This window comes from Amycolatopsis sp. NPDC114484, from assembly GCF_055633755.1.
This window is the reverse complement of record NZ_JBVKDQ010000039.1, coordinates 1-24,198: the sequence shown is the minus strand read 5'-3', so window position 1 is coordinate 24,198 and position 24,198 is coordinate 1. Positions and strand designations below refer to the sequence as shown.

At 68.3% G+C, this 24,198-nt stretch carries 27 protein-coding genes and 1 pseudogene; 23 read left to right on the top strand and 5 right to left on the bottom strand.

Features of this window, described 5'->3' with window-relative positions; translation table 11 throughout:
- Positions 1 to 22: 22 nt before the first annotated feature.
- The 13 genes from ACZ7SW_RS43720 (at position 23) to ACZ7SW_RS43660 (ending at position 10,622) form a co-directional block, all read left to right on the top strand.
- A complete protein-coding gene (locus ACZ7SW_RS43720; protein ID WP_354743953.1) occupies positions 23 to 673 on the top strand; it encodes an L-threonylcarbamoyladenylate synthase in 651 nt (216 codons plus the stop codon).
- 91 nt (positions 674 to 764) lie between these two features.
- The gene (locus tag ACZ7SW_RS43715; protein ID WP_470236265.1) at positions 765 to 1,922 is read left to right on the top strand and encodes a glycosyltransferase family 4 protein; all 1,158 of its coding nucleotides are present in this window, start codon (positions 765 to 767) and stop codon (positions 1,920 to 1,922) included.
- A 51-nt stretch (positions 1,923 to 1,973) separates the two neighbouring features.
- Complete coding sequence (locus ACZ7SW_RS43710; protein WP_370934641.1) at positions 1,974 to 2,465, top strand: hypothetical protein; 492 nt, start codon at positions 1,974 to 1,976, stop codon at positions 2,463 to 2,465.
- 384 nt (positions 2,466 to 2,849) lie between these two features.
- Positions 2,850 to 3,635 (top strand): F0F1 ATP synthase subunit A, encoded by a 786-nt coding sequence (gene atpB, locus ACZ7SW_RS43705; RefSeq protein WP_344271433.1) that lies wholly within the window; start codon positions 2,850 to 2,852, stop codon positions 3,633 to 3,635.
- A gap of 58 nt (positions 3,636 to 3,693) precedes the next feature.
- Positions 3,694 to 3,948, top strand: a complete 255-nt coding sequence (locus ACZ7SW_RS43700; RefSeq protein ID WP_037815373.1) for an ATP synthase subunit c family protein — start codon at positions 3,694 to 3,696, stop codon at positions 3,946 to 3,948.
- Positions 3,949 to 3,976: 28 nt separating this feature from the next.
- Positions 3,977 to 4,525 (top strand): F0F1 ATP synthase subunit B, encoded by a 549-nt coding sequence (locus ACZ7SW_RS43695; protein ID WP_470236264.1) that lies wholly within the window; start codon positions 3,977 to 3,979, stop codon positions 4,523 to 4,525.
- A 6-nt stretch (positions 4,526 to 4,531) separates the two neighbouring features.
- Positions 4,532 to 5,356, top strand: coding sequence for a F0F1 ATP synthase subunit delta (locus tag ACZ7SW_RS43690; protein ID WP_470236263.1), 825 nt, complete (start codon positions 4,532 to 4,534; stop codon positions 5,354 to 5,356).
- A gap of 54 nt (positions 5,357 to 5,410) precedes the next feature.
- On the top strand, positions 5,411 to 7,048 hold the full coding sequence (gene atpA, locus ACZ7SW_RS43685) for a F0F1 ATP synthase subunit alpha (protein WP_470236262.1): 1,638 nt from the start codon (positions 5,411 to 5,413) through the stop codon (positions 7,046 to 7,048).
- An 11-nt stretch (positions 7,049 to 7,059) separates the two neighbouring features.
- On the top strand, positions 7,060 to 7,992 hold the full coding sequence (locus ACZ7SW_RS43680) for a F0F1 ATP synthase subunit gamma (protein WP_470236261.1): 933 nt from the start codon (positions 7,060 to 7,062) through the stop codon (positions 7,990 to 7,992).
- Positions 7,992 to 9,419 (top strand): F0F1 ATP synthase subunit beta, encoded by a 1,428-nt coding sequence (gene atpD / locus ACZ7SW_RS43675; protein WP_452078858.1) that lies wholly within the window; start codon positions 7,992 to 7,994, stop codon positions 9,417 to 9,419. The genes ACZ7SW_RS43680 and atpD overlap by 1 nt, the downstream gene beginning before the upstream one ends.
- A 114-nt stretch (positions 9,420 to 9,533) precedes the next feature.
- On the top strand, positions 9,534 to 9,899 hold the full coding sequence (locus tag ACZ7SW_RS43670; protein WP_009082582.1) for a F0F1 ATP synthase subunit epsilon: 366 nt from the start codon (positions 9,534 to 9,536) through the stop codon (positions 9,897 to 9,899).
- A 27-nt stretch (positions 9,900 to 9,926) separates the two neighbouring features.
- Entirely contained in the window at positions 9,927 to 10,361 is a 435-nt protein-coding gene (locus ACZ7SW_RS43665; protein WP_470236260.1) for a DUF2550 domain-containing protein, read from the top strand.
- A 90-nt stretch (positions 10,362 to 10,451) separates the two neighbouring features.
- The gene (locus ACZ7SW_RS43660; RefSeq protein WP_370934648.1) at positions 10,452 to 10,622 is read left to right on the top strand and encodes a hypothetical protein; all 171 of its coding nucleotides are present in this window, start codon (positions 10,452 to 10,454) and stop codon (positions 10,620 to 10,622) included.
- A 75-nt stretch (positions 10,623 to 10,697) separates the two neighbouring features.
- On the opposite strand, the gene ACZ7SW_RS43655 is transcribed toward ACZ7SW_RS43660, so the two are convergent.
- Complete coding sequence (locus ACZ7SW_RS43655; protein WP_470236259.1) at positions 10,698 to 11,264, bottom strand: cob(I)yrinic acid a,c-diamide adenosyltransferase; 567 nt, start codon at positions 11,262 to 11,264, stop codon at positions 10,698 to 10,700.
- 61 nt (positions 11,265 to 11,325) lie between these two features.
- Between ACZ7SW_RS43655 and murA the strand changes: the two genes are divergently transcribed.
- Positions 11,326 to 12,600 (top strand): UDP-N-acetylglucosamine 1-carboxyvinyltransferase, encoded by a 1,275-nt coding sequence (gene murA, locus ACZ7SW_RS43650; protein WP_470236258.1) that lies wholly within the window; start codon positions 11,326 to 11,328, stop codon positions 12,598 to 12,600.
- A 268-nt stretch (positions 12,601 to 12,868) separates the two neighbouring features.
- Here the strand turns inward: murA and ACZ7SW_RS43645 are convergent.
- Positions 12,869 to 13,966 (bottom strand): annotated as a pseudogene (locus ACZ7SW_RS43645) (amidohydrolase family protein); the annotation flags it as partial.
- A gap of 70 nt (positions 13,967 to 14,036) precedes the next feature.
- Between ACZ7SW_RS43645 and ACZ7SW_RS43640 the strand changes: the two are divergent.
- Positions 14,037 to 14,507 (top strand): MarR family winged helix-turn-helix transcriptional regulator, encoded by a 471-nt coding sequence (locus tag ACZ7SW_RS43640; RefSeq protein WP_470236257.1) that lies wholly within the window; start codon positions 14,037 to 14,039, stop codon positions 14,505 to 14,507.
- Between the two features lie 16 nt (positions 14,508 to 14,523).
- Here the strand turns inward: ACZ7SW_RS43640 and ACZ7SW_RS43635 are convergent, their stop codons facing one another.
- Complete coding sequence (locus tag ACZ7SW_RS43635) at positions 14,524 to 15,114, bottom strand: TetR/AcrR family transcriptional regulator (RefSeq protein ID WP_470236256.1); 591 nt, start codon at positions 15,112 to 15,114, stop codon at positions 14,524 to 14,526.
- Positions 15,115 to 15,208: 94 nt separating this feature from the next.
- On the opposite strand from ACZ7SW_RS43635, the gene ACZ7SW_RS43630 reads away from it, so the two are divergent.
- Genes ACZ7SW_RS43630 through ACZ7SW_RS43620 form a run of 3 tightly spaced genes read left to right on the top strand, consistent with a single transcriptional unit; the run spans position 15,209 to position 17,590 of the window.
- Positions 15,209 to 15,604: a nuclear transport factor 2 family protein gene (locus ACZ7SW_RS43630; RefSeq protein ID WP_470236255.1), complete on the top strand. Its 396-nt coding sequence runs from the start codon at positions 15,209 to 15,211 to the stop codon at positions 15,602 to 15,604.
- Entirely contained in the window at positions 15,597 to 16,403 is an 807-nt protein-coding gene (locus ACZ7SW_RS43625) for an NmrA family NAD(P)-binding protein (RefSeq protein WP_470236254.1), read from the top strand. The genes ACZ7SW_RS43630 and ACZ7SW_RS43625 overlap by 8 nt, the downstream gene beginning before the upstream one ends.
- The gene (locus tag ACZ7SW_RS43620) at positions 16,400 to 17,590 is read left to right on the top strand and encodes an alpha/beta hydrolase family protein (RefSeq protein WP_470236253.1); all 1,191 of its coding nucleotides are present in this window, start codon (positions 16,400 to 16,402) and stop codon (positions 17,588 to 17,590) included. The genes ACZ7SW_RS43625 and ACZ7SW_RS43620 overlap by 4 nt, the downstream gene beginning before the upstream one ends.
- Before the next feature lie 55 nt (positions 17,591 to 17,645).
- Here the strand turns inward: ACZ7SW_RS43620 and ACZ7SW_RS43615 are convergent, their stop codons facing one another.
- A complete protein-coding gene (locus ACZ7SW_RS43615) occupies positions 17,646 to 18,275 on the bottom strand; it encodes a LysE family translocator (protein WP_470236252.1) in 630 nt (209 codons plus the stop codon).
- 113 nt (positions 18,276 to 18,388) lie between these two features.
- Here ACZ7SW_RS43615 and ACZ7SW_RS43610 point away from each other — a divergent pair, with 113 nt between their 5' ends.
- The 3 genes from ACZ7SW_RS43610 to ACZ7SW_RS43600 are packed head-to-tail and all read left to right on the top strand — an operon-like array spanning position 18,389 to position 21,326.
- A complete protein-coding gene (locus ACZ7SW_RS43610) occupies positions 18,389 to 18,934 on the top strand; it encodes a hypothetical protein (protein WP_470236251.1) in 546 nt (181 codons plus the stop codon).
- An 8-nt stretch (positions 18,935 to 18,942) separates the two neighbouring features.
- Entirely contained in the window at positions 18,943 to 19,254 is a 312-nt protein-coding gene (locus ACZ7SW_RS43605; protein WP_470236250.1) for a DUF6191 domain-containing protein, read from the top strand.
- 50 nt (positions 19,255 to 19,304) lie between these two features.
- Entirely contained in the window at positions 19,305 to 21,326 is a 2,022-nt protein-coding gene (locus ACZ7SW_RS43600) for a protein meaA (protein WP_470236249.1), read from the top strand.
- Between the two features lie 388 nt (positions 21,327 to 21,714).
- Here ACZ7SW_RS43600 and ACZ7SW_RS43595 read toward each other — a convergent pair whose 3' ends face one another.
- A complete protein-coding gene (locus ACZ7SW_RS43595; protein WP_470236248.1) occupies positions 21,715 to 22,272 on the bottom strand; it encodes a cysteine hydrolase family protein in 558 nt (185 codons plus the stop codon).
- Positions 22,273 to 22,344: 72 nt separating this feature from the next.
- Between ACZ7SW_RS43595 and ACZ7SW_RS43590 the strand changes: the two genes are divergently transcribed.
- A complete protein-coding gene (locus ACZ7SW_RS43590) occupies positions 22,345 to 23,343 on the top strand; it encodes a GlxA family transcriptional regulator (protein ID WP_470236247.1) in 999 nt (332 codons plus the stop codon).
- On the top strand, positions 23,316 to 24,089 hold the full coding sequence (locus ACZ7SW_RS43585) for an enoyl-CoA hydratase-related protein (protein ID WP_470236246.1): 774 nt from the start codon (positions 23,316 to 23,318) through the stop codon (positions 24,087 to 24,089). The genes ACZ7SW_RS43590 and ACZ7SW_RS43585 overlap by 28 nt, the downstream gene beginning before the upstream one ends.
- Positions 24,090 to 24,198 lie beyond the last annotated feature (109 nt).

Below are 24,198 nucleotides of genomic sequence, written 5' to 3'. Positions count from 1 at the left end.
GCCGGGGGATAGGCTGCCCGTCATGAGTGCGGTCTACGACTGCGGCAAGCGCGAATCCCGAGCCGAAGGCCTGTCCGCGGCGGCCGCCGCGGTGCGGTCTAGCCGGCTGGTCGTCCTGCCGACGGACACGGTGTACGGCATTGGCGCCGACGCGTTCGACTCCGGCGCCGTCCAGGCGCTGCTGCGGGCGAAGAACCGCGGCCCGGACATGCCGGTCGGCGTTCTCGTCGGTTCCTGGTCCACTGTGGACGGTCTGGTGCTCGGCGTTCCGCCGCAGGCGCGGGCGCTCATCGAGGCGTTCTGGCCCGGCGATCTGTCGATCGTGCTGCCGCACGCGCCGAGTCTGCAGTGGAATCTCGGCAACTCGCGCGGCACGGTGATGCTGCGGATGCCGTTGCACCCGGTCGCGCTGGAGCTGCTTCGCGACGTCGGCCCGATGGCGGTGTCGAGCGCGAACGTCTCCGGCCGTCCGCCCGCCTCGACCGCCGAGGAAGCTCAGGAGCAGCTCGGCGATTCGGTGTCGGTGTACCTCGACGGCGGGTCGAGCGGCGAAGCCGTGGCGTCGTCCATCGTGGACCTGACCGGCGACAAGCCGGTGGTGCTGCGCGAGGGCGCGGTCACGAAGGCCGCCATCGCCGAGGTGATCGGCGTCGCCGAGGAGACGCTGGACTGAGCCGGGCAAGCGACTGCCGTTCACCGGGGCCGCACGCGGGCGCGGTAGCGTGGCGCGGTGACTCCGACCTCCCGGCGGGCGTGACGCGGTCATGCCTGTAGTCCAAGGACTTCTCCCGATCCGGGAGTACCTGCTCGTCGCGCTGACCGCGACCGCGGTGACCTATCTGCTGACCGGCGTCGTACGGCGCGTGGCCATCCGGATCGGTGCGATCGCCAACCCCCGCGCACGCGACGTGCACGTCAAGCCGATCCCGCGGATGGGCGGCGTCGGCATCTACCTCGGGATCGCCGCGGCGATGGGTCTCGCGCACCAGCTTCCCGCGCTCAGCCACGGTTTCGACGTCTCCTACGACGCGGTCGGCGTGCTGCTCGCGGCGGGCGTCATCTCGCTCATCGGCATCCTGGACGACCGGTTCGAACTCGACGCGTGGACGAAGCTCGCCGGACAGGTCATGTGCGCCGGGATCCTCGTCATCTTCGGCGTGCAGTGGGTGTCGTTCTGGGTGCCGTGGGGCGGAAACGGCGATTCCATCGGCTCGGTGCTGGTGCTGGACAAGAACCAGGGGGCGCTGCTGACCGTCGTCATGGTCGTCGTCATGGTCAACGCGATGAACTTCGTCGACGGCCTCGACGGGCTGGCCGGCGGGCTCGGCTTCATCGCCGCGACGGCCACCTGCGTCTTCTCGCTCGGCCTGCTCGACAACGCGGGCGGCGACTTCGGCTCGTACCCGCCCGCGCTCATCGCCGCCGCGCTCGCCGGGGCGTGTCTTGGTTTCCTCCCGTACAACTTCCAGCCAGCCAAAATTTTCATGGGCGACTCCGGATCGATGATGATCGGCCTGATGCTCGCCGGAGCCACCACCTCGGCGAGCGGACGGGTCAACTACACCCGGTTCTCCGCCTCGGACGCGCTGGCCCTGCTGTCCCCGCTGGTGGTCGTCGTCGCGGTGCTTTTCGTGCCGGTGCTCGACCTCGTGATGGCCGTCGTCCGGCGCACGCGGCGCGGGCAGAGCCCGTTCGCCGCGGACAAAATGCATCTGCACCACCGTTTGCTGGAAATCGGCCATTCGCAACGGCGCGCGGTGCTGTTGATCTATTTGTGGGCCGGAATTCTCTCTTTCGGCGCGGTCTCCCTCACGATTTTCGACAGCCCCGTCGTGTTCTGGGCGATTGGCGCCGCACTGGTGGTCGCGGTGCTCGTTTCACTGGTGCCGCGACTGCGTTCCCGGCACCGCCACGGCGTCTGAGACTTCGGGCGGTCTATACTGGCGGGTCGAACCGAACGAGGAGCGAATGCAGTGAGCGACACCGAGACGCCCGAGACGACGCCCGAGACGTCCCAGGCAGCGGCTCAGGCCAAAGCTCCGGAGAACCCGCACGCCGCTCCGGTGCGCCAGCTGGCGCGCTCGATGACGCGGGCCTCGCTCCTGTTCACCCCGCCGTTCATCCTGGTCTGCATTGTGCTTTTCACCGTCCTCAACGGACTGCACGGCTTCCTCGGGGCCCTGGTCGGCGGCGTGCTCGCGATGGTCGCCTCGCTCTCGACGCTGGGCATGATGAAGGTATCCGCCGGACAGGACCCGTCGCTGGTGATGCTCATCGCGCTCGGCGGTTACGCGGCGAAGGTCATCCTGCTGTTCCTCGCGCTCACTCTGCTCAAGGGCGTCACCGTGCTGCACCCGCTTTCGCTCGGGATCACGATGATCGTCGCCATTCTCGTGGCCGCCGCCGTGGAGTTCGCGACATTCCGCAAAGCGCGTATCCCGACCATCATTCCCGCCTCGAATTGACGGATTCGGGACAAGGGTCCCAGCCGGATTCGGGACCTAGGTCCTGGACCGTTCGGCTGGTTAGGAGTACGCCTGTACGGCAGTGATTGACCTGCTGGTATGGTCCGCGTCATGGGTGGCGGTCTCGGCCGCGCACTCCCGACGACGAACCGCGATCAGCAGTGTGGCGACCGGATGGTTCCGCCTCATCCCAAGCTGGTCCGAAGTAGACCGCAGGGCAGTGTTCACGCGAGACATCCCTCGTGCGCAGACCGGCAAGCCGGCTCCGCGCACAGTGGGTACCGCCGCCTCCGGCGTCCCGATGCGTATCGGGTACGTTAAGTCCAGATCGTGACGATTCCCCCGGCGGAGTGAACGCCGGCCGGGAGAACCGGGAGGAGCCCAGTGGCCGCGCTGGTACTGACCGAGGGTGCGACCTTCGCGCCCCCTGGCGCCGAAAGCTTTGAGCTGCCGCCGTTGTTCGGCTTCGTCACGAAGCCGATGCTTCTGGTGGTGCTCTCGGTGATCATCATCGCGGGGTACTTCCTGCTGGCGACGCGCAAGCTGAAGGTGGTGCCGACCAAAGGCCAGTTCGTGGCCGAGGGCATCTACGACTTCGCGCGCAACAACATCGCCCGCGAGCAGATCGGCTCGAAAGACTTCCAGCGCTTCGTGCCGGTGATCTTCGCGTTGTTCACCTTCATCCTGCTGAACAACCTCTACGGGGTCATCCCGTTCCTGCAGTTCCCCACCATGGCGCGGTTCGGGTTCCCGATCGCGTTGTCGGTGCTCGTGGTCTACCCGATGTACCACTACGTCGGGATCAAGAAGCACGGGCTCGGCGGGTACTTCAAAAAGGAACTCGCGCCCGCCGGCGTCCCCGGCGCGGTGCTTCCGCTGTACGCGCTGATCGAGTTCGCGGAGAAGTTCTTCCTGAACCCGCTCACGCTCGCCATCCGTGTTTTCGCCGCCATGTTCGCGGGACACCTGATCCTGGCGGTCTTCACCCTCGGCGGCTCCTTCCTGCTGACCGAGACCTCGAGCATCGCGCTGAAGCCGGTGTCGCTGGTGGCGTGGATCTTCGCCATCGGCCTGACGTTCCTGGAGGCGTTCATCCAATGCCTCCAGGCGTACATCTTCGCCCTGCTGTCCGCGGGGTACATCGGCGCCGCGCTGGCGTCGGAGCACTGAGAACACCTAAAGACCCCGATCCGCGTGAGTGCGCGGACCGAAGTGAAGGGAAACGCTCGTGAGCAACATCGTTCTGGCCCAGCAGGCCGCCGAAGCCGTCAGCATCAACAAGGGCCTCGCCGCGATCGGCTACGGCCTGGGCGCGATCGGCCCCGGCATCGGTGTGGGCCTGATCTTCGCCGCGGTGATCAACGGCACCGCGCGTCAGCCGGAGGCCCAGAGCAAGCTGCAGGGCATCGGTTACGCCACCTTCGTGCTCACCGAGGTGCTGGCCCTGATCGGTATCGTCATCTACTTCATCGCCTCCGCCTGAGTCGTCCGCTCTCGCGTAAGGAGACGTTGTGCTGAAGACCGAAGTGGTGCTCGCATCAGAGAACCCGATCGTTCCGGCGTGGCCGGAAGTGATCCTCGGCATCGTCGCCTTCCTGATCCTGCTGTTCATCCTCAAGAAGTACGTCGTCCCTCGTTTCGAGAAGGCGTACGAGGAGCGGGCGCAGAAGATCGAAGGCGGGATCGAGAGGGCCGAGAAGGCTCAGGCAGAGGCCGAGAAGGCGCTGTCGGAGTACAAGGCGCAGCTGGCGGACGCCCGTTCCGAAGCCGCGAAGATCCGCGACGACGCCCGGCTCGAAGCCGAGCAGATCAAGGCGGAGCTGCGGGAGCAGGCGGAGTCCGAATCCCAGCGGATCGTGGCGCAGGGCCACGCCCAGCTGCAGGCGCAGAAGGCGCAGATCGTCGCCGAGCTGCGGGCCGAGATGGGCCGCAACGCGGTCGAGCTGGCCGGTCGCATCGTCGGCGAGTCGCTCGAGGACGAGGCGCGCCGCCGGGGCACCGTCGACCGGTTCCTCGCGGAGCTGGACACCGCCGGGGCCACTAACGGAGCGGGGAAGTAACCAGAGATGACGCTGCATGCTGCGAGCCGTGAAGCGCTCGACCTCGCCGAGGAACGCCTCGGCGAGGTGCTGGCCGGAGCGGGCGCCGACCCCGCGAAGGTCGGGGACGAGCTGCTCTCGGTCGTCGACCTCCTCGACCGCGAAATCGGCCTGCGCCGTGCGGTCGGCGATTCTTCGGTCGCGCCGGAGAGCCGCCAGGGCCTGGTCCGCCGCCTGTTCGACGGAAAGCTGGGCGAACAGGCCCTGAAGGTGCTCGACACCGTGGCGGGCAGCCGCTGGTCCAGTCCCCGCGAGCTGGTGGACGGGCTCGAATCGATCGGCCGTTCGGCGCTGCTCACCGCCGCCGAGAAGGCCGGGAACATCGAAACCGTCGAGGCTCAGCTGTTCCAGGTCGCGCGGATCGTCGCGGGCGCCCCGGAACTCGAGGCGGCGCTGTCCGACCTGGCCGCTCCCGCCGACGCGAAGCGGACCCTGGTCCGCGGGCTGTTCGCGGACAAGGTCGACGCGGTCACCGAGACCCTGGTCGAGCAGGCCGTGCAGCGCGCCAAGGGGCGCGGCATCGGCGGCGCGCTCGACAAGCTGGTCGCATTGGCCGCCGAACGGCGTGAACGCTCGGTCGCGTACGTGACCTCGGCGAACGCGCTCACCGACGAGCAGCGGGCCCTTCTCGGGACCAAGCTCGACGGCATCTACGGGCGGCCGATCGCGCTGCACGTCGAGATCGACCCGGCACTCGGCGGCGGCCTCGTCGTCCGCGTCGGGGACGAGGTCATCGACGGCAGCACCTCCGGGCAGCTGGCGGCGGTGCGCCGCACGCTGAGCCGGGCCTGAGCGGCACCACAGACTTTGCACACTGGACAGAAGAGAAGCGAGAGCGGGAACGAAATGGCGGAGCTGACGATCTCCTCGGACGAGATCGCCCACGCGATCGAGAATTACGTCTCGAGTTACGCCCCTTCGGTGGAGCGGGAAGAGGTCGGCGTCGTCGCCGACGCCGGTGACGGCATCGCCCACGTCGAAGGGCTGCCCTCGGCCATGGCCAACGAGCTGCTCGAGTTCCCGGGCGGCGTCCTTGGCGTGGCGCTGAACCTGGACGCGCGCTCCATCGGCGTCGCGATCCTCGGCGACTTCGAAAGCATCGAAGAAGGCCAGCAGGTCAAGCGGACCGGCCAGGTCCTTTCGGTGCCGGTCGGCGACGGCTACCTCGGCCGCGTGGTCAACCCTCTCGGCCAGGCCATCGACGGCCTCGGCGAGATCGAGACCTCCGGCCGCCGCGCGCTGGAGCTGAAGGCCGCCTCGGTGGTCGAGCGCCAGCCGGTGACCGAGCCGCTGCAGACGGGCATCACCGCGATCGACTCGATGACCCCGATCGGCCGCGGCCAGCGCCAGCTGATCATCGGCGACCGCAAGACCGGCAAGACCGCGGTCGCGGTGGACACGATCATCAACCAGAAGGCCAACTGGGAGACCGGCGACCCGAAGAAGCAGGTCCGCTGCATCTACGTCGCGGTCGGCCAGAAGGGCTCCACGATCGCCTCGGTGAAGACGGCGCTCGAGGACGCGGGCGCGATGGAGTACACCACCATCGTCGCGGCCCCGGCCTCGGACTCGGCGGGCTTCAAGTGGATCGCCCCCTACACCGGCTCGGCCATCGGCCAGCACTGGATGTACGAGGGCAAGCACGTCCTCATCGTGTTCGACGACCTGACCAAGCAGGCGGACGCCTACCGCGCGATCTCGCTGCTGCTGCGCCGTCCGCCGGGCCGCGAGGCGTTCCCCGGCGACGTCTTCTACTTGCACTCCCGTCTCCTCGAGCGGTGCGCGAAGCTGTCGGACGAGCTGGGCGCCGGCTCGCTGACCGGCCTGCCGATCATCGAGACCAAGGCGAACGACGTGTCGGCCTACATCCCGACGAACGTCATCTCGATCACCGACGGCCAGTGCTTCTTCCAGTCCGACCTGTTCAACTCGGGCCAGCGCCCGGCCATCGACGTGGGCATCTCGGTGTCCCGGGTCGGCGGTGCCGCACAGGTCAAGGCGATGAAGAACGTTTCGGGTTCGCTCCGCATCGACCTGTCGCAGTACCGGGAGCTGGAGGCGTTCGCCGCCTTCGCCTCGGACCTCGACGACGCGTCGAAGGCGCAGCTCGAGCGCGGCGCCCGGCTGTACGAGGTGCTCAAGCAGCCGCAGTACTCCCCGGTCCCGGTCGAGGAGCAGGTCGCCACGGTGTTCCTGGGCACCGGCGGCTACTTCGACTCGGTCCCGACCGAGGACGTGCGCCGGTTCAACCACGAGCTGCTCGAGTCGATGCGGCGCAAGCACCCCGAGGTGCTCGGCGCGATCCGCGACACCGGCAAGTTCGAGGACGACACCCGCGACGCGCTGATCGCGGCGGTGAACGAGTTCAAGAAGGAGTTCACCACCTCCGAGGGCAAGCCGCTCGAGTCGAACGCCGACGCGATGGCCGCCGAGAAGGTCGGGCAGGAGACCGTCAAGGTCAACAAGCCCGCTCCGAAGAAGTGAGCTGGTAGCCCATGGCCGCACAACTCCGGGAGCTTCGCTCTCGCATCAAGGCGACGAAGTCGATCAGCAAGATCACCAAGGCGATGGAGCTGACCGCCACCGCGCGGGTCGGCAAAGCGCGGGCGAAGGTCGCCGCTTCCCGGCCGTACGCGGAGGAGATCACCAAGGTCCTCTCCGCGCTGGCCGGCGCGGCGGCCAGCCTCGACCACCCGATGCTGGTCGAGCGCCCGAACCCGAAGCGGGCCGCGGTGCTCGTCGTGACCAGCGACAAGGGCCAGTGCGGCGGTTACAACTCCAACGTGCTGCGGGCGACCGAGGAACTGCTCGCGCTGCTGCGGTCGGAGGGCAAGGAGCCCGAGGTCTACGTGACCGGCAACAAGGGGCTCGGCTACTACCGCTTCCGCGGCCGCGAGGTCGTCAGCAGCTGGACCGGGTTCTCCGACCGGCCGTCCTACACGAACGCGGTGGAAGCCGGCGAGATGCTGGTGGACCGGTTCCTCGCCGGGACGGCGGCGGGCGATCCCGGCGCCACCGACGGGGTGGACGAGGTGCATGTCGTCTACACCGAGTTCGTGTCGATGCTGACGCAGCGCCCGGTGGCCAAGCGCGTCGCGCCGCTCGAGGTCGAGTACTCCGAGGGCGAGGACGAGAAGCCGGCCGGTCTGCTGCCGAGCTACGAGTTCGAGCCGAGTGCCGACAAGCTGCTGTCCGCGCTGCTGCCGAAGTACATCAACACCCGGCTGTACTCCGCGCTGCTGGACTCCGCGGCCTCCGAGCTGGCGGCCCGCCGCACGGCGATGAAGGCCGCTTCGGACAACGCGAACGAACTGGTGAACACGCTGACGCGGGAGGCGAACCAGGCCCGGCAGGCGCAGATCACCCAGGAGATCTCCGAAATCGTCGGTGGCGCGAACGCGCTCACCGCAGCAGGAAGTGATGACTGATGACCAGTACTGAAGCCCCGCGCGCCAAGGGGCGCATCGTCTCGGTGACCGGGTCGGTCGTCGACGTCGAGTTCCCGCGCGGTTCCGTCCCCGACCAGTTCAACGCGCTCAAGGTCGACATCGAGTTCGAGCAGCTGCGCAAGACGGTGACCCTCGAGGTCGCCAGCCACCTCGGCGACAACCTCGTGCGCACCATTTCGCTGCAGGCGCAGGACGGTCTCGTCCGCGGCGCGGAGGTCACCGACACCGGCGGCCCGATCACCGTGCCGGTGGGCGACAAGGTCAAGGGCCACGTCTACAACGCGCTCGGCGAGTGCCTCGACGTGCCCGGCTACGGCGACGACCTCGAGCGCTGGGGCATCCACCGCAACCCGCCGCCCTTCGACCAGCTCGAGGGCAAGACGGAGATGCTGGAGACCGGCCTGAAGGTCGTCGACCTGCTGACCCCGTACGTGCAGGGCGGCAAGATCGGCCTGTTCGGCGGCGCGGGCGTGGGCAAGACGGTGCTGATCAAGGAAATGATCACCCGTGTCGCCCGGAACTTCGGCGGTACGTCGGTGTTCGCCGGCGTCGGCGAGCGCACCCGTGAGGGCAACGACCTCTTCCTGGAGATGTCCGAGGACGGCGTCATCAACGACACCGCCCTCGTGTTCGGCCAGATGGACGAGCCGCCGGGCACGCGTATGCGCGTCGCGCTGTCCGCGCTGACCATGGCGGAGTACTTCCGCGACGTCCAGAACCAGGACGTGCTGCTGTTCATCGACAACATCTTCCGGTTCACCCAGGCCGGTTCCGAGGTGTCGACCCTGCTGGGCCGCATGCCCTCGGCGGTGGGCTACCAGCCGACGCTGGCGGACGAGATGGGCCAGCTGCAGGAGCGGATCACCTCGACCCGAGGCCGTTCGATCACCTCGATGCAGGCGATCTACGTGCCCGCGGACGACTACACCGACCCGGCCCCGGCGACGACGTTCGCCCACCTGGACGCCACCACGGAGCTTTCCCGCGGCGTGTTCCAGAAGGGCATCTTCCCGGCGGTGGACCCGCTGGCGTCGACGTCGACGATCCTCGACCCGGCGATCGTCGGCGAGGACCACTACCGCGTCGCCTCCGAGGTCATCCGGATTCTGCAGAAGTACAAGGAACTGCAGGACATCATCGCGATCTTCGGCATGGACGAGCTTCCCGAAGAGGACAAGCTCACCGTGCAGCGGGCGCGCCGGATCGAGCGCTTCCTGTCCCAGAACATGCTGGTGGCCGAGGCCTTCACGCAGATCCCGGGCTCCACGGTGCCGCTGTCGGAGACCATCGAGTCGTTCGACCGCATCACCAAGGGCGACTTCGACCACTACCCGGAGCAGGCGTTCTTGGGCATTGGCGGGCTCGAGGACCTCGAGAAGAAGTACCACGAGATCACCGGCAAGTGAGTGCGTGAGACCGGCGGGGGCACTGTCCATTGTGGACATCAGCCCCCGCCGTTCTCGTAACCGAAGCAAGACCTATTACACTCGGTGGTGACACCCCGAGCGAAGGAGTGCTACGTGGCTGAGATGTCCGTGGAGCTGGTTGCCGTCGAGCGCCGGCTCTGGTCGGGTACCGCCACCTTCGTGGTGGCGCAGACCACCGAGGGCGAGATCGGCATCATGCCCGGACACGAGCCGGTGCTGGGCCAGCTCGTCGAGGGTGGCGTGGTGAAGGTGAACACGACGGACGGCGACGTGCTGACCGCCGCGGTGCACGGCGGGTTCCTGTCCGTCACCGCGACCGGCGTGAGCGTGCTCGCGGAGAGCGCCGAGCTGTCCGACGAAATCGACGTGGCGGCCGCGAAGGCAGCCCTCAGCACCGGCGACGAGGCCGAGCGGACGAGGGCCACGGCCCAGCTCCGCGCGGCTGGACAGTCGGTCTGAGCGGACTAGACGGGCAGGAGCCGGGCCGTGCAGATCGCTGTGGTGGTGCTAGCGCTCCTGATCGTGCTCGTCGTCGTGGTCGGCTGGTACGGCCAGCGGTGGATCCGGATGCGCCGCGGCGGCGGCGTCAGCGTCGCGCTGCGGTGGCGTCCGGACAGTCCCCGTTCGAGCTGGCATCTCGGCCTCGGCCGGTACGAGGGCGATAAATTCGTCTGGTACCGGGTGTGGAGCCTGCGCACCGGTCCGGATCGCGTTTTCCAGCGGGAAAGCATGCAGATCGCGGACCGGCGGGACCCGTCCGGTTCCGAGGCGTACGCGGTGCCCGAGGGGTCGACGGTGCTGCGCTGCGAGTCCTCGGACCAGGAAGCGATCGAGATCGCGATGGGACCGGGTGCGCTGACCGGGTTCCTGTCGTGGCTCGAATCGGCTCCGCCGGGTCGAAGGCTGCCGCGGGCTTCGTGAGTTTTTCAGCCGGGCCCGTCACCGTGTACGCGGTGGCGGGCCCGGTTTTTTGTTTCTCGTGCGGTGGTTTCGCGGCGCTATCCTTGAGGCATGGACGCCCGAGAACGGGAAGACCGCGCTCGCCGGTGGCAGACCTTGCCGAAGCCGGTGCGGCTCGAGGACCTCACTGTCGCCCAGGCCGTCGAGCCGGGCCGGGATTCGACGTGGGACGTCGATTACGAGCGCTACTGGGCCGCTCAGGAAGCCAGCTGGGCCCGGTAGCCAGAGGTTCCGCCCGGCGGCCTGAAGAACGTCGTGCCCGGCCGGTCTGGATGCGCTCCCGCCGGATTCGCCGGATCAGCCGCCCGGCTGCCACAGCACGTCGCCGTCCGGATTGGCCAGCCGGGCGAGGATGAACAGCAGGTCCGAGAGCCGGTTCAGGTACTTGGCCGCGATCGGGTTGGACGTGTCCGGCTCGGCCTCCATCAGCGCCCACGCCGACCGTTCCGCGCGGCGGGAGACCGTGCGCGCCTGGTGCAGGAACGCCGCGCCCGGGGTGCCGCCCGGAAGGATGAAAGACGTGAGTTTCGGCAGCCGGTCGTTGAACTCGTCGCACCAGCCTTCGAGCCGTTCCAGGTACGCCTCGGTGATGCGCAGCGGCTCGTACGGCGGGTCCTCCTGGATCGGGAGGCACAGATCCGCGCCGACGTCGAACAGGTCGTTCTGGATCCGGCGCAGCACGACCGAGATCTCGTCGGGGAGCCCGCCGAGGGCGATCGCCAGGCCGAGCACGGAATTGGCCTCGTCGGTGTCGGCGTAGGCGGACAGCCGGGCGGAAGTCTTGGGCACCCGGGAACCGTCGCCGAGCGCGGTCGTGCCGCTGTCGCCGACCTTCGTGTAGACCCGGTTGATACGAACCACCATACGGCCGACTCTACCGGCCCGGGTTCGGGCAAAACTGGGCGAGAGGGCATGATTGGCGGCCATGAGCGAGCACTTCGACGTGCATGGCGGAGCGCGGCTGGTCGGCGAGGTCGACGTGGTCGGCGCCAAGAACAGCGTGCTGAAACTGATGGCCGCGGCACTGCTGGCCGAAGGCACCACGACCATCACGAACTGCCCGCAGATCCTGGACGTCCCGCTGATGGGCGACGTCCTGCGCAGCGTCGGCTGCGAGGTGGAGATCGAGGGCGACACGGCGCGCATCACGACGCCCGCGGAGCTGTCGCACCGCGCCGATTCGGCGGCGATGGGCAAGCTGCGCGCGTCGGTGTGCGTGCTGGGCCCGCTGGTCGGCCGGCTGAAGCAGGCGGTCGTCGCGCTGCCCGGCGGCGACGCGATCGGCCAGCGTCCGCTGGACATGCACCAGAACGGCCTGCGCAAGCTCGGCGCGACGAGCACCATCGAGCACGGGTGTGTCGTCGCGAAGGCCGAAACGCTGGTGGGCACCCAGATCTGGCTGGACTTCCCGAGCGTCGGGGCGACCGAGAACATCCTGATGGCGGCCGTGCTGGCCGAGGGCACGACGGTGATCGACAACGCGGCCCGTGAGCCGGAAATCGCCGACATCTGCACGATGCTGACCGAAATGGGCGCGAAGATCGAGGGCGCGGGCACCTCGACGCTGACCGTCCACGGCGTCGAGGCGCTGAACCCGACCGAACACCGCGTGATCGGTGACCGCATCGTAGGCGCGACCTGGGCGTTCGCCGCCGCGATGACCCGCGGCGACCTGACCGTGCGCGGCGTGAACCCGCACCACCTCGACCTGGTCCTGGACAAGCTGCGCCTGGCCGGCGCGGAGGTGACCACCTACGACGACAAGGGTTTCCGCGTCGTCCAGCCGGAACGGCCGAAGGCGGTGGACTGGGTGACGCTGCCCTACCCCGGTTTCGCCACCGACCTGCAGCCGTTCGCGGTCGCGCTGTCGGCGGTGTCCGAGGGCACGTCGATGATCACGGAAAACGTGTACGAGGCGAGGTTCCGCTTCATCGAGGAAATGATCCGGTTGTCCGGCGACGCCCGCACGGACGGCCACCACGCGGTGGTCCGGGGGATCGAGAAGCTGTCGAGCGCGCCGGTGTGGGCGTCGGACATCCGCGCCGGGGCCGGGCTGGTGCTGGCCGGGCTGTGCGCGGATGGCGTGACCGAGGTGTGGGACGTGTTCCACATCGACCGCGGGTACCCGCATTTCGTGGAGAACTTGAACCGGCTCGGCGCCCGGATCGATCGCGTGACGGGGGAGCCGGAGCGGGCTTGAGCCGCACCGTGGTCGCGAAGCGGGGAAGCTGCTTGTCCCCGGCTTCGCGATTCGGCTGTGTCAGGCCTCTTCCCAGCTCAGCTGTCCGGCCCGCAACGTCCCGACGTGGTGGGAACGGCCGATCAGGTGCGCGATGTCCGTGTAGGGATCGGCGTCGAGCAACAGTGCGTCGGCGACGGATCCGACGGTGATCGTTCCCCCCCTGCTGACCGATCTTCTCGGCTGAATGCCGGGTGCCGGCCGCCAGGACCGCGGGCAGCGGCACGCCTGCCTTCGCCAGTAATTGCAGTTCCCGCAGCAGGGCGACGGGCGGTGCGGGCATCAGCATCGCCACGTCGCTGCCCGCACTGATCCTCACCCCCGCGTCGTGCATCAGCGCCAGCGTGCGCATCGCGTAGTCGAAGCGGAGGCGGGAATCCTTCGCGGAATGCCGCGGGAACTCGTGGCCGTAGATGGGGCGGCTGGTGATCTGCGGAAGGTCTTCGGGCGTCGCGAAGCCGTCCTTGACCAGCTGCTGCAAGTAGCCAGCGTCGCCGTTGTGCGCGATCTGCTCCCAGGTGACCAGCGTGGGGCAGTAATAGGTGTTCGTTTCCGTCAGCAGGGCGGCGACGTCGCGGGCCTCGGCGGTGCTGCTGGGGTCCTGCGGCTGGAAAGCGTGTTCGATGCCGTCCGCGCCGGCTGCCACCGCCTCCTCCAGATCGAGGCGTTCGTGGATGTGCACGAGCACTTTCTTGCCCTTCTCGTGGGCGGCCGCGACGATCGCTTTGAGCGCGTCCAGAGGCAGCTTGTCCGGCGCGCCGGGCTCGCCGTCGTAGATGCACTTGAGGAAGTCGACCTGGTCGGACAGCTCCAACGCTTGCCGGTAGGCGACGTCGGCATCGTCGATTTGGCGAGCGATGGGCGCCCGCTTCGGATCGTCGAGGATTGGCCAGCCCTCGATACCGGTGAACACCGGCCCGGCGAAGAACAACTCGGCGGCGGCGTCGGTGGCCTTGCTCCGGTGGTCTCGGACGGCGAGTTCGACGTCGAGCGGGCCGCCGAGGTCGACGACGGTGGTCACCCCGACGCCAAGGAAGTCGGTGAGCAACTGGGAAACGTACGCCGCGCGCTCGTTTTCGGGCTTGGAGTAGGCGTACCCGCCCAGATGCGTGTGGCTCTCCCACAAACCCGGGACCAGATAGCCGCCCCGCGCGTCGAACACGGGACCGTCGTCGGCCGGCCGAGCGTCCGTTGACGGCCGGATGGCGCTGAATTTCCCGTCGGCCACTACTGCTTCAGCGTCGGTGATCGGGGTGGCTGACTGCCCGTCGAGGACGGTCACGTTGCGAATGATCACGGGTCTCTCCCTGCCTGGACCAGGATGCATAGGTTCCTATGCATCCTGAACGTATAGGAACCTATGTATTAGGTCAATAGGACCCTATATACTTCGCGGCGTGAAGGATCCCCGGTTCGAGTTCGCGCCCGCCGCCCTGGTCAACCTCGCCTCGCGCGCGTTGTCCAGGGTCAATGACCGGCGGTTGCGGCCGTTGGGGCTGACCTTCGCGCAGATGCCGGTACTGGCGGCGCTGGCCAAGTCCGATGCGCTCTCCCAGAAGGAGCTGGCGGCGCTGGCCCGGATCGAGCAGCCGTCCATGGCCCAGTTGCTCGCCCGGATGGACCGCGACGGCCTCATCCGGCGCGTCCCCGCCGAACATGACCGACGGGTCAGCCTGATCTCGCTGACCGAGGCCGGATCGGCGAAGGTCGCGCACGTGAAGTCGGCGCTGGTCGAAACCAATGAGCAAGCGTTGCGGGGCTTCGCCGCCGAAGAAGCCGATCTGCTGGTGGATTTGCTGAAGAGGCTCGTCGCGAACCTTGAAGAGGATTCGCCCGCGGAGGATTCGATGCCCGGCCGTCGATCATGACCGGCCGGGGTTCGGGTTATGCGCTGAGTGCGCGCACCACCAATTCCGTCACTTGATCCAGATAATCCTCTGCCACGGGAACTCCGCGCACGATCAATCGCCAGTAGATGATCCCCGCGCCCATGTCCTGGGCCAGTTCGACATCCGTGTCCGCCGGGATCTCGCCGCGCTCGATCGCCCTGGTGAACACCGCCCGGTTGATGGCTCGGCGAGGTCCGCCGATCGCTTGGCGGGCGAATTCGGCCATTGCCGGGTTTTGCCGGGCTTCCGCGATCAGCCCGGGGAAGATCCGGGAAAACCGCGGATGCGTGATCCATTCGTAGAGCGCTTCCAGGGTGGCCCGGATATCGCCGCGCAGGCTGCCGGTGTCCGGGTCCGCCGCGCGTGCCACGCTGAATTCCGCGATCACCGCGCCGATCATTTCGTCTTTCGACGGCCAGCGCCGGTATAGCGCGCTTTTCCCGACTCCTGCGCGTTTCGAGACCGCTTCCATCGACAGCCTGCCGAAGCCGTGATCGGCGAGCTCGTCGATCACGGCTTCGGTGATGGCGTAGGTGACGTCGGGCTGCAGCACGGCAGCCCCGGTCGGCGTCCGGCGGGTCGTCATGCCGAGCAGCATAGCGGGTGGACGGGACGGTCCCGTCCCGTGTACGTTCTCGTTGAGACGGTACCGTCTCGTCCGTTCCTGAGGAGGGGGTTCGATGTCACTCATCGATCACGCGCTCGACCTGCTGGTCCAGCACGACATGGCCGGATTCGTGCAGCTGTTCGCCGAGGACGCCGTGCTCGAGTTCCCGTTCGCCGCGCCGAGCGAGCCCAAGCGTGTCGAGGGCCGCGCCGCCCTGGCCGAGTACCTGCGCGACTACCCGAACCTGTTCGACGTCCGCGAGGTCGCCGCCAAGACCGTGCACCAGACGACCGATCCGGAGGTCTCGATCGCGGAGTTCGAACTGGCCGGCGTCGCGGTCGCCACGCAGAAGCCGTACCGCCTGGGCTACGTCGTGGTCCTGACCGTCCGCGACGGCCTGATCCGCCGCTATCGCGACTACTTCAGCCCGCTCGCCGTGATCGACGTTCTCGGGGTGCCGGGTGTCTGACGTCCTCGTGCTCGGCTCGACCGGCACCACCGGCAGCCGCGTCGTGCGCGGGCTCGAAGCCGCCGGGGTGCGGCCGCGCGCGGCGACCCGGAATCCGGTGCGGGCCGGTCAGATCCGGTTCGACTGGGACGAGCCCGCGACGTACGGCCCGGCGCTGGACGGGGTCTCGGCGGTCTACCTGATCGCGCCGGTCGCGGCTGATCCGCAGCCACTTGTCGAGGAGTTTCTCAAGCACGCCCCGCACGCGCGGGTGGTCCTGCTCAGCTCGTCCTCGGTGGACGAACACACCCCGGTGCTCGGCGGTCTGCCCGGCCTCGTCCGCCGTCAGCCGGGCTGGGCGGTGCTGCGGCCGTCGTGGTTCATGCAGAACTTCACCGCCGGGAACCTGGTCGGCGACAGCGCCCGCGCGGGCCGGATCGTGACCGCGACCGGCGACGCCCGGGTGGCGTTCGTGGACGCCGGCGACATCGCCGCGGTCGCCGTTCGCGCGCTGCTCGATCCGGAGCCGCACAACACCGGCCACCTCATCACCGGCCCGCGCGCGCTCAGCTACGACGAGGCCGCCGAGATCGTCGGGAAGCGGCTCGGCCACCCGGTCGCGCACGCACCGGTTCCCACCCTTGAGTACCAGCGATTCCTGGTCCGCGACGGCCTCCCCGAGGCGTACGCCGAAATGCTCGCCTCGCTGGACGAGGCGATCCGCGGCGGTGCCGAGGACCGCGTGACCGACACCGTCGAGCGGGTCACCGGACGACCCGCCCGCGATTTCCGCACCTTCGCGAAAGAGGAGATCCGATGAAGCCGCTGCTGTTCGAAGACGACCCGCAATTCTGGTTCGAGACGCTGATCGCGCTGGGCCAGATCGCCTACGGGGGCGCGGATTTCGGCGAGGTCGTGGCGATCGCGTCGAACATCAAATCCGGTGACTACGACAGCTGGCACGACGCGTGGCTCGCCGCCGCCGAACGGCTCTACGACGAAGCCGCCACCATGCACCCGGTCAGCGCGCGCGACGCGTACCTGCGCGCCTCGACGTACTACCGCCGTGCCGAGTTTTTCTTGCACGGCAACCCGGAAGACCCGCGGATCAACTACGCCTACGAGCGCAACGTCGAGTGTTTCCAGCGCGCCGTGGAGTCGATCGACAACGTCGAACGGATCGAAATCCCCTACGACGGCCACGTCCTGCGCGGCTACTTCTACCGCGCTCCCGGCGACGGCCCGAAGCCGCTTCTGGTGGCGCACAACGGTTTCGACGGCAGCGCCGAGGACCTGCACTTCATGGGCGCGACAGCCGGCCAGGAACGCGGCTACCACGTGCTGACCTTCGACGGTCCCGGCCAGCCCAGTGCCGTGCACCGCGACGGAATGCTGTTCCGCCCGGACTGGGAGCACGTCGTCAGCCAGGTGCTCGACTACGCCCTCGCTCTCCCGGAGGTGATCCCGGAGAAGGTCGCTCTGATCGGCTGGAGCCTCGGCGGAATGCTCGCGCCGCGCGCCGCCGCGTTCGAGCCGAGGCTGTCGGCCGTCGTCGCGGTGGACGGCCTCTTCGACGCGGGTGCGGTTTTCGTGCAGCAGCTTCCGTGGGACCGCGACGAACTCGTCCGCCGGGCGTACGCGCCGGAGGATCCTGAACTGGACGCCTTTCTAGCCGCCGCGAGGGAGCAGAGCCCGACCGTGCGCTGGGCCCTGAGCCACGGCCGCTACGTGATGGGCGGCGCGACCGATCGCGAGTTCCTCGCGAAGTACCTCGAATACAACCTGTACGACGGGGTGGCCGAGCGCATCACGTGCCCGGCGCTGATCTGCGACGCTCCGGAGGACCTGTTCTTCACCGGCGAGCCGCAGCAGTTGTACGACCGGATCAGCGGCCCGAAGAAGCTGCTGAACTTCACCGCGGAGGAGGGCGCGGACGCGCACTGCCACGTCGGCGCGATGCGGCTCGCGAACGGCCGCATCTACGACTGGCTGGACGACGTGCTGTGAGGTCCCGTGAGTGTTGTTCCCGGCGCGAGTCGCACGTCCTAGCCGCGATCAGCACTCACGAGGATTCGAGGGCCAGCGCCGCGCCGAACCCGACCAGCGCGGTGCCGGTCACCCCGTCCAGCGCGCGGCGGACCTTGCGGCGGCTGAGCCAGGCGCGGACCCGGTGCACGAAGAACAGGAGGACCAGCAACCAGATCGTGCCCAGCACGGCGACCGTGTACGCGAGCACCAGCGCGTCCCAGGTCGTCGTGCGCACCGGGTCGAGGAACTGCGGCAGCACCGACAGGTACAGCACCAGCACCTTGGGGTTCGTGATGTTCGACAGGAACCCTTCGCGCCACCGCCGGAAGCCGCTGGTGCGCTTGCGCTGGGTGTCGGCGACCGTGTCGTAGTTGCCGCGCCAGGCGCCGCGCAGCGCTTGGAAGCCGAGGAACAGGAGGTATGCCGCGCCGAGCCACTTGAGCGTGAGGAACACCGGTTGCGAGCGGGCGATGACCACGCCCAGCCCGAGCGCCGCGGCAGTGCCCTGCACCGCGTTGCCGGCGAGGATGCCCGCCGTGGCCAGCAAGCCGCCGCGCGCCCCGCCGGACAGCGCGTTCTTCAGCATCACCATCGTGTCCGGCCCCGGCGCGAGCACGATGAGGACCACGATCACCAGATAACTGCCGTACCCGCTCCACGTCACGTTTGACCACGGTAGATCCCGGATCGGCCGACGTCGCGCGGATTTCCGTCACAGTGCTCGGGCAACCCGGGCGAACCGGACGGCGTGCACTCTTCGGGAGCGAGGAGGGCGTCATGTACCCACTGGCAGAAGACGAAAAACTGCTCTGGTCCGGGCGGCCGCAGCGGTACGTGCGCCGGTACGCGGACTATCACGGTTACGTAGCAGCGGCGGTGGTCTTCGGGATGCTCCTCGCGCTCGGCACCGTCGGCATCGTGCTGTTCGACGTGGATCCCGTCATCTTCACCCTGTGGCCAGGCTTCCTCGGGGCGATGCTCGCACTGATCGCCGACCAGAACCGGCAGCGAAAGGTGCTGTTCGGGGTGCTGGCCTACCTGGTGACGGACCGTCGGATCGTCTTCGTCGCCGACCGTCCGGGCGGCATCGAGTTCCGCTGGGTGTGGCTTCCCGACCTGGGCGAGCCGCGGGTTCGCGACCACGGCGACGGCATCGGCACCGTCGGCTTCGGGGCACCCCCGCGCGTGCGGCTGCGCGCCCGGAAGTTCCGGGCGCAGTCGTCGCTCACGACGATGGTGCCCGAACTGGTCGCGGTCGAGGATGCGGGGCACATCGCGGAGCTGATCGCCCGGAACGCTCCGCGCACGCCGGTCGTTGGCTAACCATGCTGATGACCTTGCTGGGTCTCTCGCTGCCGGTCGCCACCATCGCGCTGCTGATCGTCGGCGGCTGGGAACTGCGCCGAAAGAGGAAGCCGTCCCGGCTCAAGGCGCGGCTGTCCTCGACCTACCTCGACGAGGTCACCTCATTCCTTTACGGCACCAAGCGCAACGAGCTCGAACACCGGGATTCGGTCGAGATGACCCTCGACGAGGACGCGCAGGGAGCGCCGCCGCTGGGTACCGTCGACCTTGACCGCGGGGTAGTGGTCGTCCGGCCCGGCGCGTCACCCGGGCGTGGCCGAATCCACTCCGCCGATTAAGTTACCGGCGGGTACACTCGGGCGGTCGTCTCGGCGAAGAGAGGTGCACCGTGCCGTACCCCACCGACCACGAGCGCGACCGGCCCTGGGTGATGCGCACCTATGCGGGTCATTCGTCCGCCGCCGCGTCCAACGAGCTCTACCGGCGGAATCTCGCCAAGGGGCAGACCGGGTTGTCGGTCGCCTTCGACCTTCCGACGCAGACCGGCTACGACCCGGACCACGTGCTCGCGCGCGGCGAGGTCGGCAAGGTCGGCGTCCCGGTTTCGCACATCGGCGACATGCGGCGGCTGTTCGACGGCATCCCGCTCGCCGAGGCGAACACCTCGATGACCATCAACGCGCCCGCGATGTGGCTGCTCGCGCTGTACGTTTCGGTGGCCCGCGAGCAGGCCGAGGCCGAGGGCCGCGACGTCGACGAGGTGCTGGCCAAGCTCACCGGCACCACGCAGAACGACATCATCAAGGAATACCTGTCCCGCGGCACCTACATCTTCCCGCCCGGGCCGAGCCTCCGGCTGATCACCGACATGATCGCCTGGACCGTGCACCACGTGCCGAAATGGAACCCGATCAACATCTGCAGCTACCACCTGCAGGAAGCGGGCGCGACGCCGACGCAGGAGGTCGCGTACGCGCTGTGCACCGCGATCGCCGTGCTGGACGCGGTGCGCGACTCCGGCCAGGTCGACCAGGCCGACATGGAGAAGGTCGTCGCGCGCATTTCGTTCTTCGTCAACGCGGGCGTCCGGTTCGTCGAAGAGATGTGCAAGATGCGCGCGTTCACGCAGCTGTGGGATGAGCTGACGCGTGAACGCTACGGCGTCGAGAACCCGAAGGCGCGACGGCTGCGGTACGGGGTGCAGGTGAACTCGCTCGGGCTCACCGAGGCCCAGCCGGAGAACAACGTCCAGCGGATCGTGCTGGAGATGCTGGCGGTGTCGCTGTCGCGGGGTTCGCGGGCTCGGGCGATTCAGCTGCCCGCTTGGAACGAGGCGCTCGGGTTGCCTCGGCCGTGGGATCAGCAGTGGGCGCTGCGGATGCAGCAGGTGCTCGCGTTCGAGACGGATTTGCTGGAGTACGAGGATATTTTCGACGGGTCGCGGGTGGTCGAGGCCAAGGTCGACGAGATCGTTTCCGGCGCTCGCGAGGAGATCGCCCGGGTGCAGGATCTCGGCGGGGCGGTGGCCGCGGTCGAGAGCGGGTACATGAAGTCGCAGCTCGTTTCGTCTCTCGCGGAATATCGGCGGGGGATGGAGAACGGCGAGCGGGTTCTTGTCGGGGTGAATAAGTTCGAGACGACTGAGCCGTCGCCGTTGCAGGCGGAGGGGGCCAAGGCGATCGAGACTATTGATCCCGCGGTGGAGAAGGCCGCGGTTGCCGCGGTGGAGAAGTGGCGGGAGGAGCGGGATAACGCTGCTGTCGCTGATTCTCTTGCTGTGTTGAAGGACGTGGCTCGTACTTCGGGGAATTTGTTCGAGGCGACGGTGGATTGTGCTCGGGCGGGGGTGACTACTGGGGAGTGGTCCGGGGCGCTGCGCGAGGTGTTCGGCGAATATCGGGCGCCTACTGGGGTTTCCGCCGCGGCTGCTGCTGGACAGGGGGATCCGGAGTTGGAGCGGGTCCGGGAGCTGGTTCGCCGGACTGAGGCCGAGATGGGCGAGCGGCTGCGGATTCTGGTGGGGAAGCCTGGGCTGGACGGGCATTCCAACGGGGCCGAGCAGGTTGCGGTGCGGGCTCGGGATGTTGGGTTTGAGGTTATTTACCAGGGGATCCGGCTGACTCCGGAGCAGATTGTCGCGGCTGCTGTGCAGGAGGGGGTGCATGTGGTCGGGTTGTCTGTGCTGTCCGGGTCCCATCTTGAGGTGGTGCCGCTCGTCGTTGACGGGTTGCGGGCGGCGGGGGCTGGGGATATTCCGGTGATCGTGGGTGGGATTATTCCGCCCGACGATGCGGCGTCGCTGACTGAGCGGGGGATTGCTCGGGTGTTTACGCCTAAGGATTATGAGTTGACGGACATTATGGCTGGGATTGTGGAGTTGGTTCGGGAGCGGGGCGGGTTGGGGGCTTAGGGGGGCTCGTCGCCTGGCGGCGACATTGCGCCCTGTTGTTGCGTGGGGCACCCCGAAGCCCATTGTGATGACAGTCTGCGGGGGCTTGTCGAGGCGGGAAAGATGCCTTGACAAGCCCCCGCAGACTGCATTTTTGGCTTCGTATCGGGGTGCGGGGGTGGTGTGGGTGCGGGGGTGGTGTGTGGGGTGCGGGTGCGGGGGTGGTGTGGGTGCCTGGTTGGTTGGGTGCGTGGGCTGCGGTTTGGTGCGCGGCGGCAGCTCGGCGGCGGTGGCCGAGTGGGCTGTGAAGGGCTCCTTGAGGGAATCTAGGTACGTGAAGGGGTCCCGCACGGACTTGCGCTGGTCGTGAGGGGAACCCTGAGGGAATCAGGGGCTGTGAGGGTGGCCCTCACGGAGCGTTGGCCAGGATTTCCTTGGTGGATTTCACTGTGGCGAAGCCGCCGCCGTGGAGGTTTGTCGCGGTTGCTCGGGAGAGTTCTTCGGCGGTCAAGAGGGCGCCGTCTGGGCCTCGCAGGTCGAAGGTGAAGGTGGCGTCCAGGGCGAAAGTTACTTCGTAGCCTAGGTTTCCGCCCATGCGGGCGGTGGTTTCGCAGCAGAAGTTGGTTTGGATGCCGGCCAGGACGAAGCTGGTGATGCCTCGGGTTTTGAACCAGGCGTCCAGGTCGATGTCGCCTAGGAAGGCGGAGTTCACCTTTTTGCCGAAGACCAGGTCTGGGCGGGCGTTGGCTAGTTCGGGTTTGAAGTCGTTGCCTGGCTGGCCGGGGCGTAGCGGCGAATCGGGCTTGACGGAGTCGTGGTGGACCAGCACTACGGGGGCTCGGCGGTCTTGCCACGCTTGAAGCAGGGCCTTGATGTTCGCTTCGGCGTCGGGGTTGTTGCGTGGGCCCCAGAAGGGGGCGTCGTCGAAGCCTTGTTGGACGTCGATGAGCAGCAGTGCGGTGGTCATAGGCTCGATTTTGACCGGAGGATCGCGGTAAAGGGGAGTGGCAGAAGAGGCGCGATACGGTACTTTTCTGCCATGCGCACGATCGGGGTGCTGCTCCTGCCGGGCAGCCGGATGTTCGACCTGGCGGTGATCGCGGAGGTGTGGGCTCAGGACCGCACCGACAGTGGCATCGGTCCGTTCACGGTGCGCGTGTGTGCGCCCGGGCGGGGGCGCGTGCGGGTGTCGCCGTTCGGGGAAGTCGTTGCGACGCATGGTCTTTCTGGGCTGGACGAGTGCGATCTGATTCTTGCGCCGGGGCGCGACGATCCGCTGGCTGAAGTGCCTGCCGCCGCGCGGGATGCGCTTCGGCGGGCTCATCGGGGCGGGGCGACGGTTGCTGGGCTTTGTTCTGGAGCGTTCACGCTCGCTGCTGCGGGGCTGCTCGACGGGCGGCCCGCTACGACGCACTGGCGCGATCTGGACGCGCTCGCCGCGGTCGCGCCGGCTGCGGATCCGCGCCGCGACGTGTTGTACACCGAGCAGGACGACGTGCTTACGTCTGCGGGCGTCGTGGGTGGACTTGACCTTTGTCTGCATCTGGTGCGTCGTGATCATGGGGCGGATGTCGCTGCGCGTCTTGCCCGCCGGCTGGTGATGCCTCCGGTTCGGGAGGGTGGGCAGCGGCAGTATGCGGAAGCTCCGTTGCCGCCCAGTGCTTCTCGGCCCGGGATTGCGTCCACAATGGACTGGGCGCTGACTCGGCTCGCGGACGAGATCGGGGTGCCGGATCTGGTGGAGCATGCGGGGATGAGCCCTCGGACGTTTCATCGCGAGTTCGCCGCCGCCACGGGCAGTACGCCGGGGCGGTGGCTGCTCGTGCAGCGGGTGCGGCATGCGCGGCGGCTGCTGGAAACCACGGATCTGCCGGTCGCCCGGGTGGCCGAGCGGGCGGGGCTCGGCAGTGCCGCGAACCTGCGGCGCCGGCTGCGGGCGGAGGTGGGGGTCGGGCCGGATTCGTATCGGCGCACTTTCCGCATCCCGTCGGTCGGGGTTACGGTCGGGGCATGGGCGAGTACGAGCACATCCTCGTAAAGCGGGACGGCGACACGGTCACCATCACGATGAACCGCGCGGCGCGGCGCAATTCGCTGTCCGCTGAGCATCTCGGCGAGCTGCTCGCCGCGTTCCGCGAGGCGGGCGAGTCCGACGCGACCGGCATCGTGCTGGCCGGCGCGGGGCCGGTGTTCTCCGCCGGACACGACTTCGGCGATGTCGCGGCCCGTGACCTCATGGGGGTGCGCGAGCTGCTGACGCTCTGCACGACGCTCATGCGGACGATGGAATCGGTGCCGCAGGTAGTGATCGCGCGGGTGCACGGGCTGGCGACCGCCGCCGGGTGCCAGCTGGTGGCGTCGTGCGATCTGGCGGTCGCGGCGGAGTCTTCGGGCTTCGCGCTGCCAGGTGGCAAGGGCGGCTGGTTCTGTCATACGCCCGCGGTGCCGGTGGCGCGCGCGATCGGCCGGAAACGCCTGATGGAACTGGCCTTGACCGGCGACGTGGTCGACGCGGCGACGGCGTTGGACTGGGGTTTGGTCAACCGCGTCGTCCCGGACGATTCCCTGGACGAGGCGGTCGCGGAACTGCTCGGCCGGGCGACCCGCGGCAGCCGGGCGAGCAAGGCGATGGGGAAGCAGACCCTGTACGCCCAGCTGGACCGGCCGGAAGCCGACGCGTACGCGATCGCCGTGGAGGTGATGGCGTCGGCTTCGCAGCTGCCGGGCGCGCGTGAGGGAATGGCGGCGTTCTTGGAGAAGCGCAAGCCCGACTGGACAGACTGACCTCTCGGCCTGACGTCCGTGAGGGGAACCCTGAGGGGGTGTTGCGGAACCTGGGTGGTTAGTCGTCGTGGTCTTGGGCTAGGCGGCGTGCTGCTTCGGTTTCGATGGG

Bases quoted from the DNA above. Each gene is read 5' to 3' on its own strand.
- ACZ7SW_RS43720 (WP_354743953.1), top strand. From the start codon at position 23: ATGAGTGCGGTCTACGACTGCGGCAAGCGCGAATCCCGAGCCGAAGGC.
- ACZ7SW_RS43715 (WP_470236265.1), top strand. From the start codon at position 765: ATGCCTGTAGTCCAAGGACTTCTCCCGATCCGGGAGTACCTGCTCGTC.
- ACZ7SW_RS43690 (WP_470236263.1), top strand. From the start codon at position 4,532: ATGACGCTGCATGCTGCGAGCCGTGAAGCGCTCGACCTCGCCGAGGAA.
- atpA (WP_470236262.1), top strand. From the start codon at position 5,411: ATGGCGGAGCTGACGATCTCCTCGGACGAGATCGCCCACGCGATCGAG.
- ACZ7SW_RS43680 (WP_470236261.1), top strand. From the start codon at position 7,060: ATGGCCGCACAACTCCGGGAGCTTCGCTCTCGCATCAAGGCGACGAAG.
- atpD (WP_452078858.1), top strand. From the start codon at position 7,992: ATGACCAGTACTGAAGCCCCGCGCGCCAAGGGGCGCATCGTCTCGGTG.
- ACZ7SW_RS43660 (WP_370934648.1), top strand. From the start codon at position 10,452: ATGGACGCCCGAGAACGGGAAGACCGCGCTCGCCGGTGGCAGACCTTG.
- ACZ7SW_RS43655 (WP_470236259.1), bottom strand. From the start codon at position 11,264: ATGGTGGTTCGTATCAACCGGGTCTACACGAAGGTCGGCGACAGCGGC.
- murA (WP_470236258.1), top strand. From the start codon at position 11,326: ATGAGCGAGCACTTCGACGTGCATGGCGGAGCGCGGCTGGTCGGCGAG.
- ACZ7SW_RS43635 (WP_470236256.1), bottom strand. From the start codon at position 15,114: ATGACGACCCGCCGGACGCCGACCGGGGCTGCCGTGCTGCAGCCCGAC.
- ACZ7SW_RS43630 (WP_470236255.1), top strand. From the start codon at position 15,209: ATGTCACTCATCGATCACGCGCTCGACCTGCTGGTCCAGCACGACATG.
- ACZ7SW_RS43620 (WP_470236253.1), top strand. From the start codon at position 16,400: ATGAAGCCGCTGCTGTTCGAAGACGACCCGCAATTCTGGTTCGAGACG.
- ACZ7SW_RS43610 (WP_470236251.1), top strand. From the start codon at position 18,389: ATGTACCCACTGGCAGAAGACGAAAAACTGCTCTGGTCCGGGCGGCCG.
- ACZ7SW_RS43605 (WP_470236250.1), top strand. From the start codon at position 18,943: ATGACCTTGCTGGGTCTCTCGCTGCCGGTCGCCACCATCGCGCTGCTG.
- ACZ7SW_RS43595 (WP_470236248.1), bottom strand. From the start codon at position 22,272: ATGACCACCGCACTGCTGCTCATCGACGTCCAACAAGGCTTCGACGAC.
- ACZ7SW_RS43590 (WP_470236247.1), top strand. From the start codon at position 22,345: ATGCGCACGATCGGGGTGCTGCTCCTGCCGGGCAGCCGGATGTTCGAC.
- ACZ7SW_RS43585 (WP_470236246.1), top strand. From the start codon at position 23,316: ATGGGCGAGTACGAGCACATCCTCGTAAAGCGGGACGGCGACACGGTC.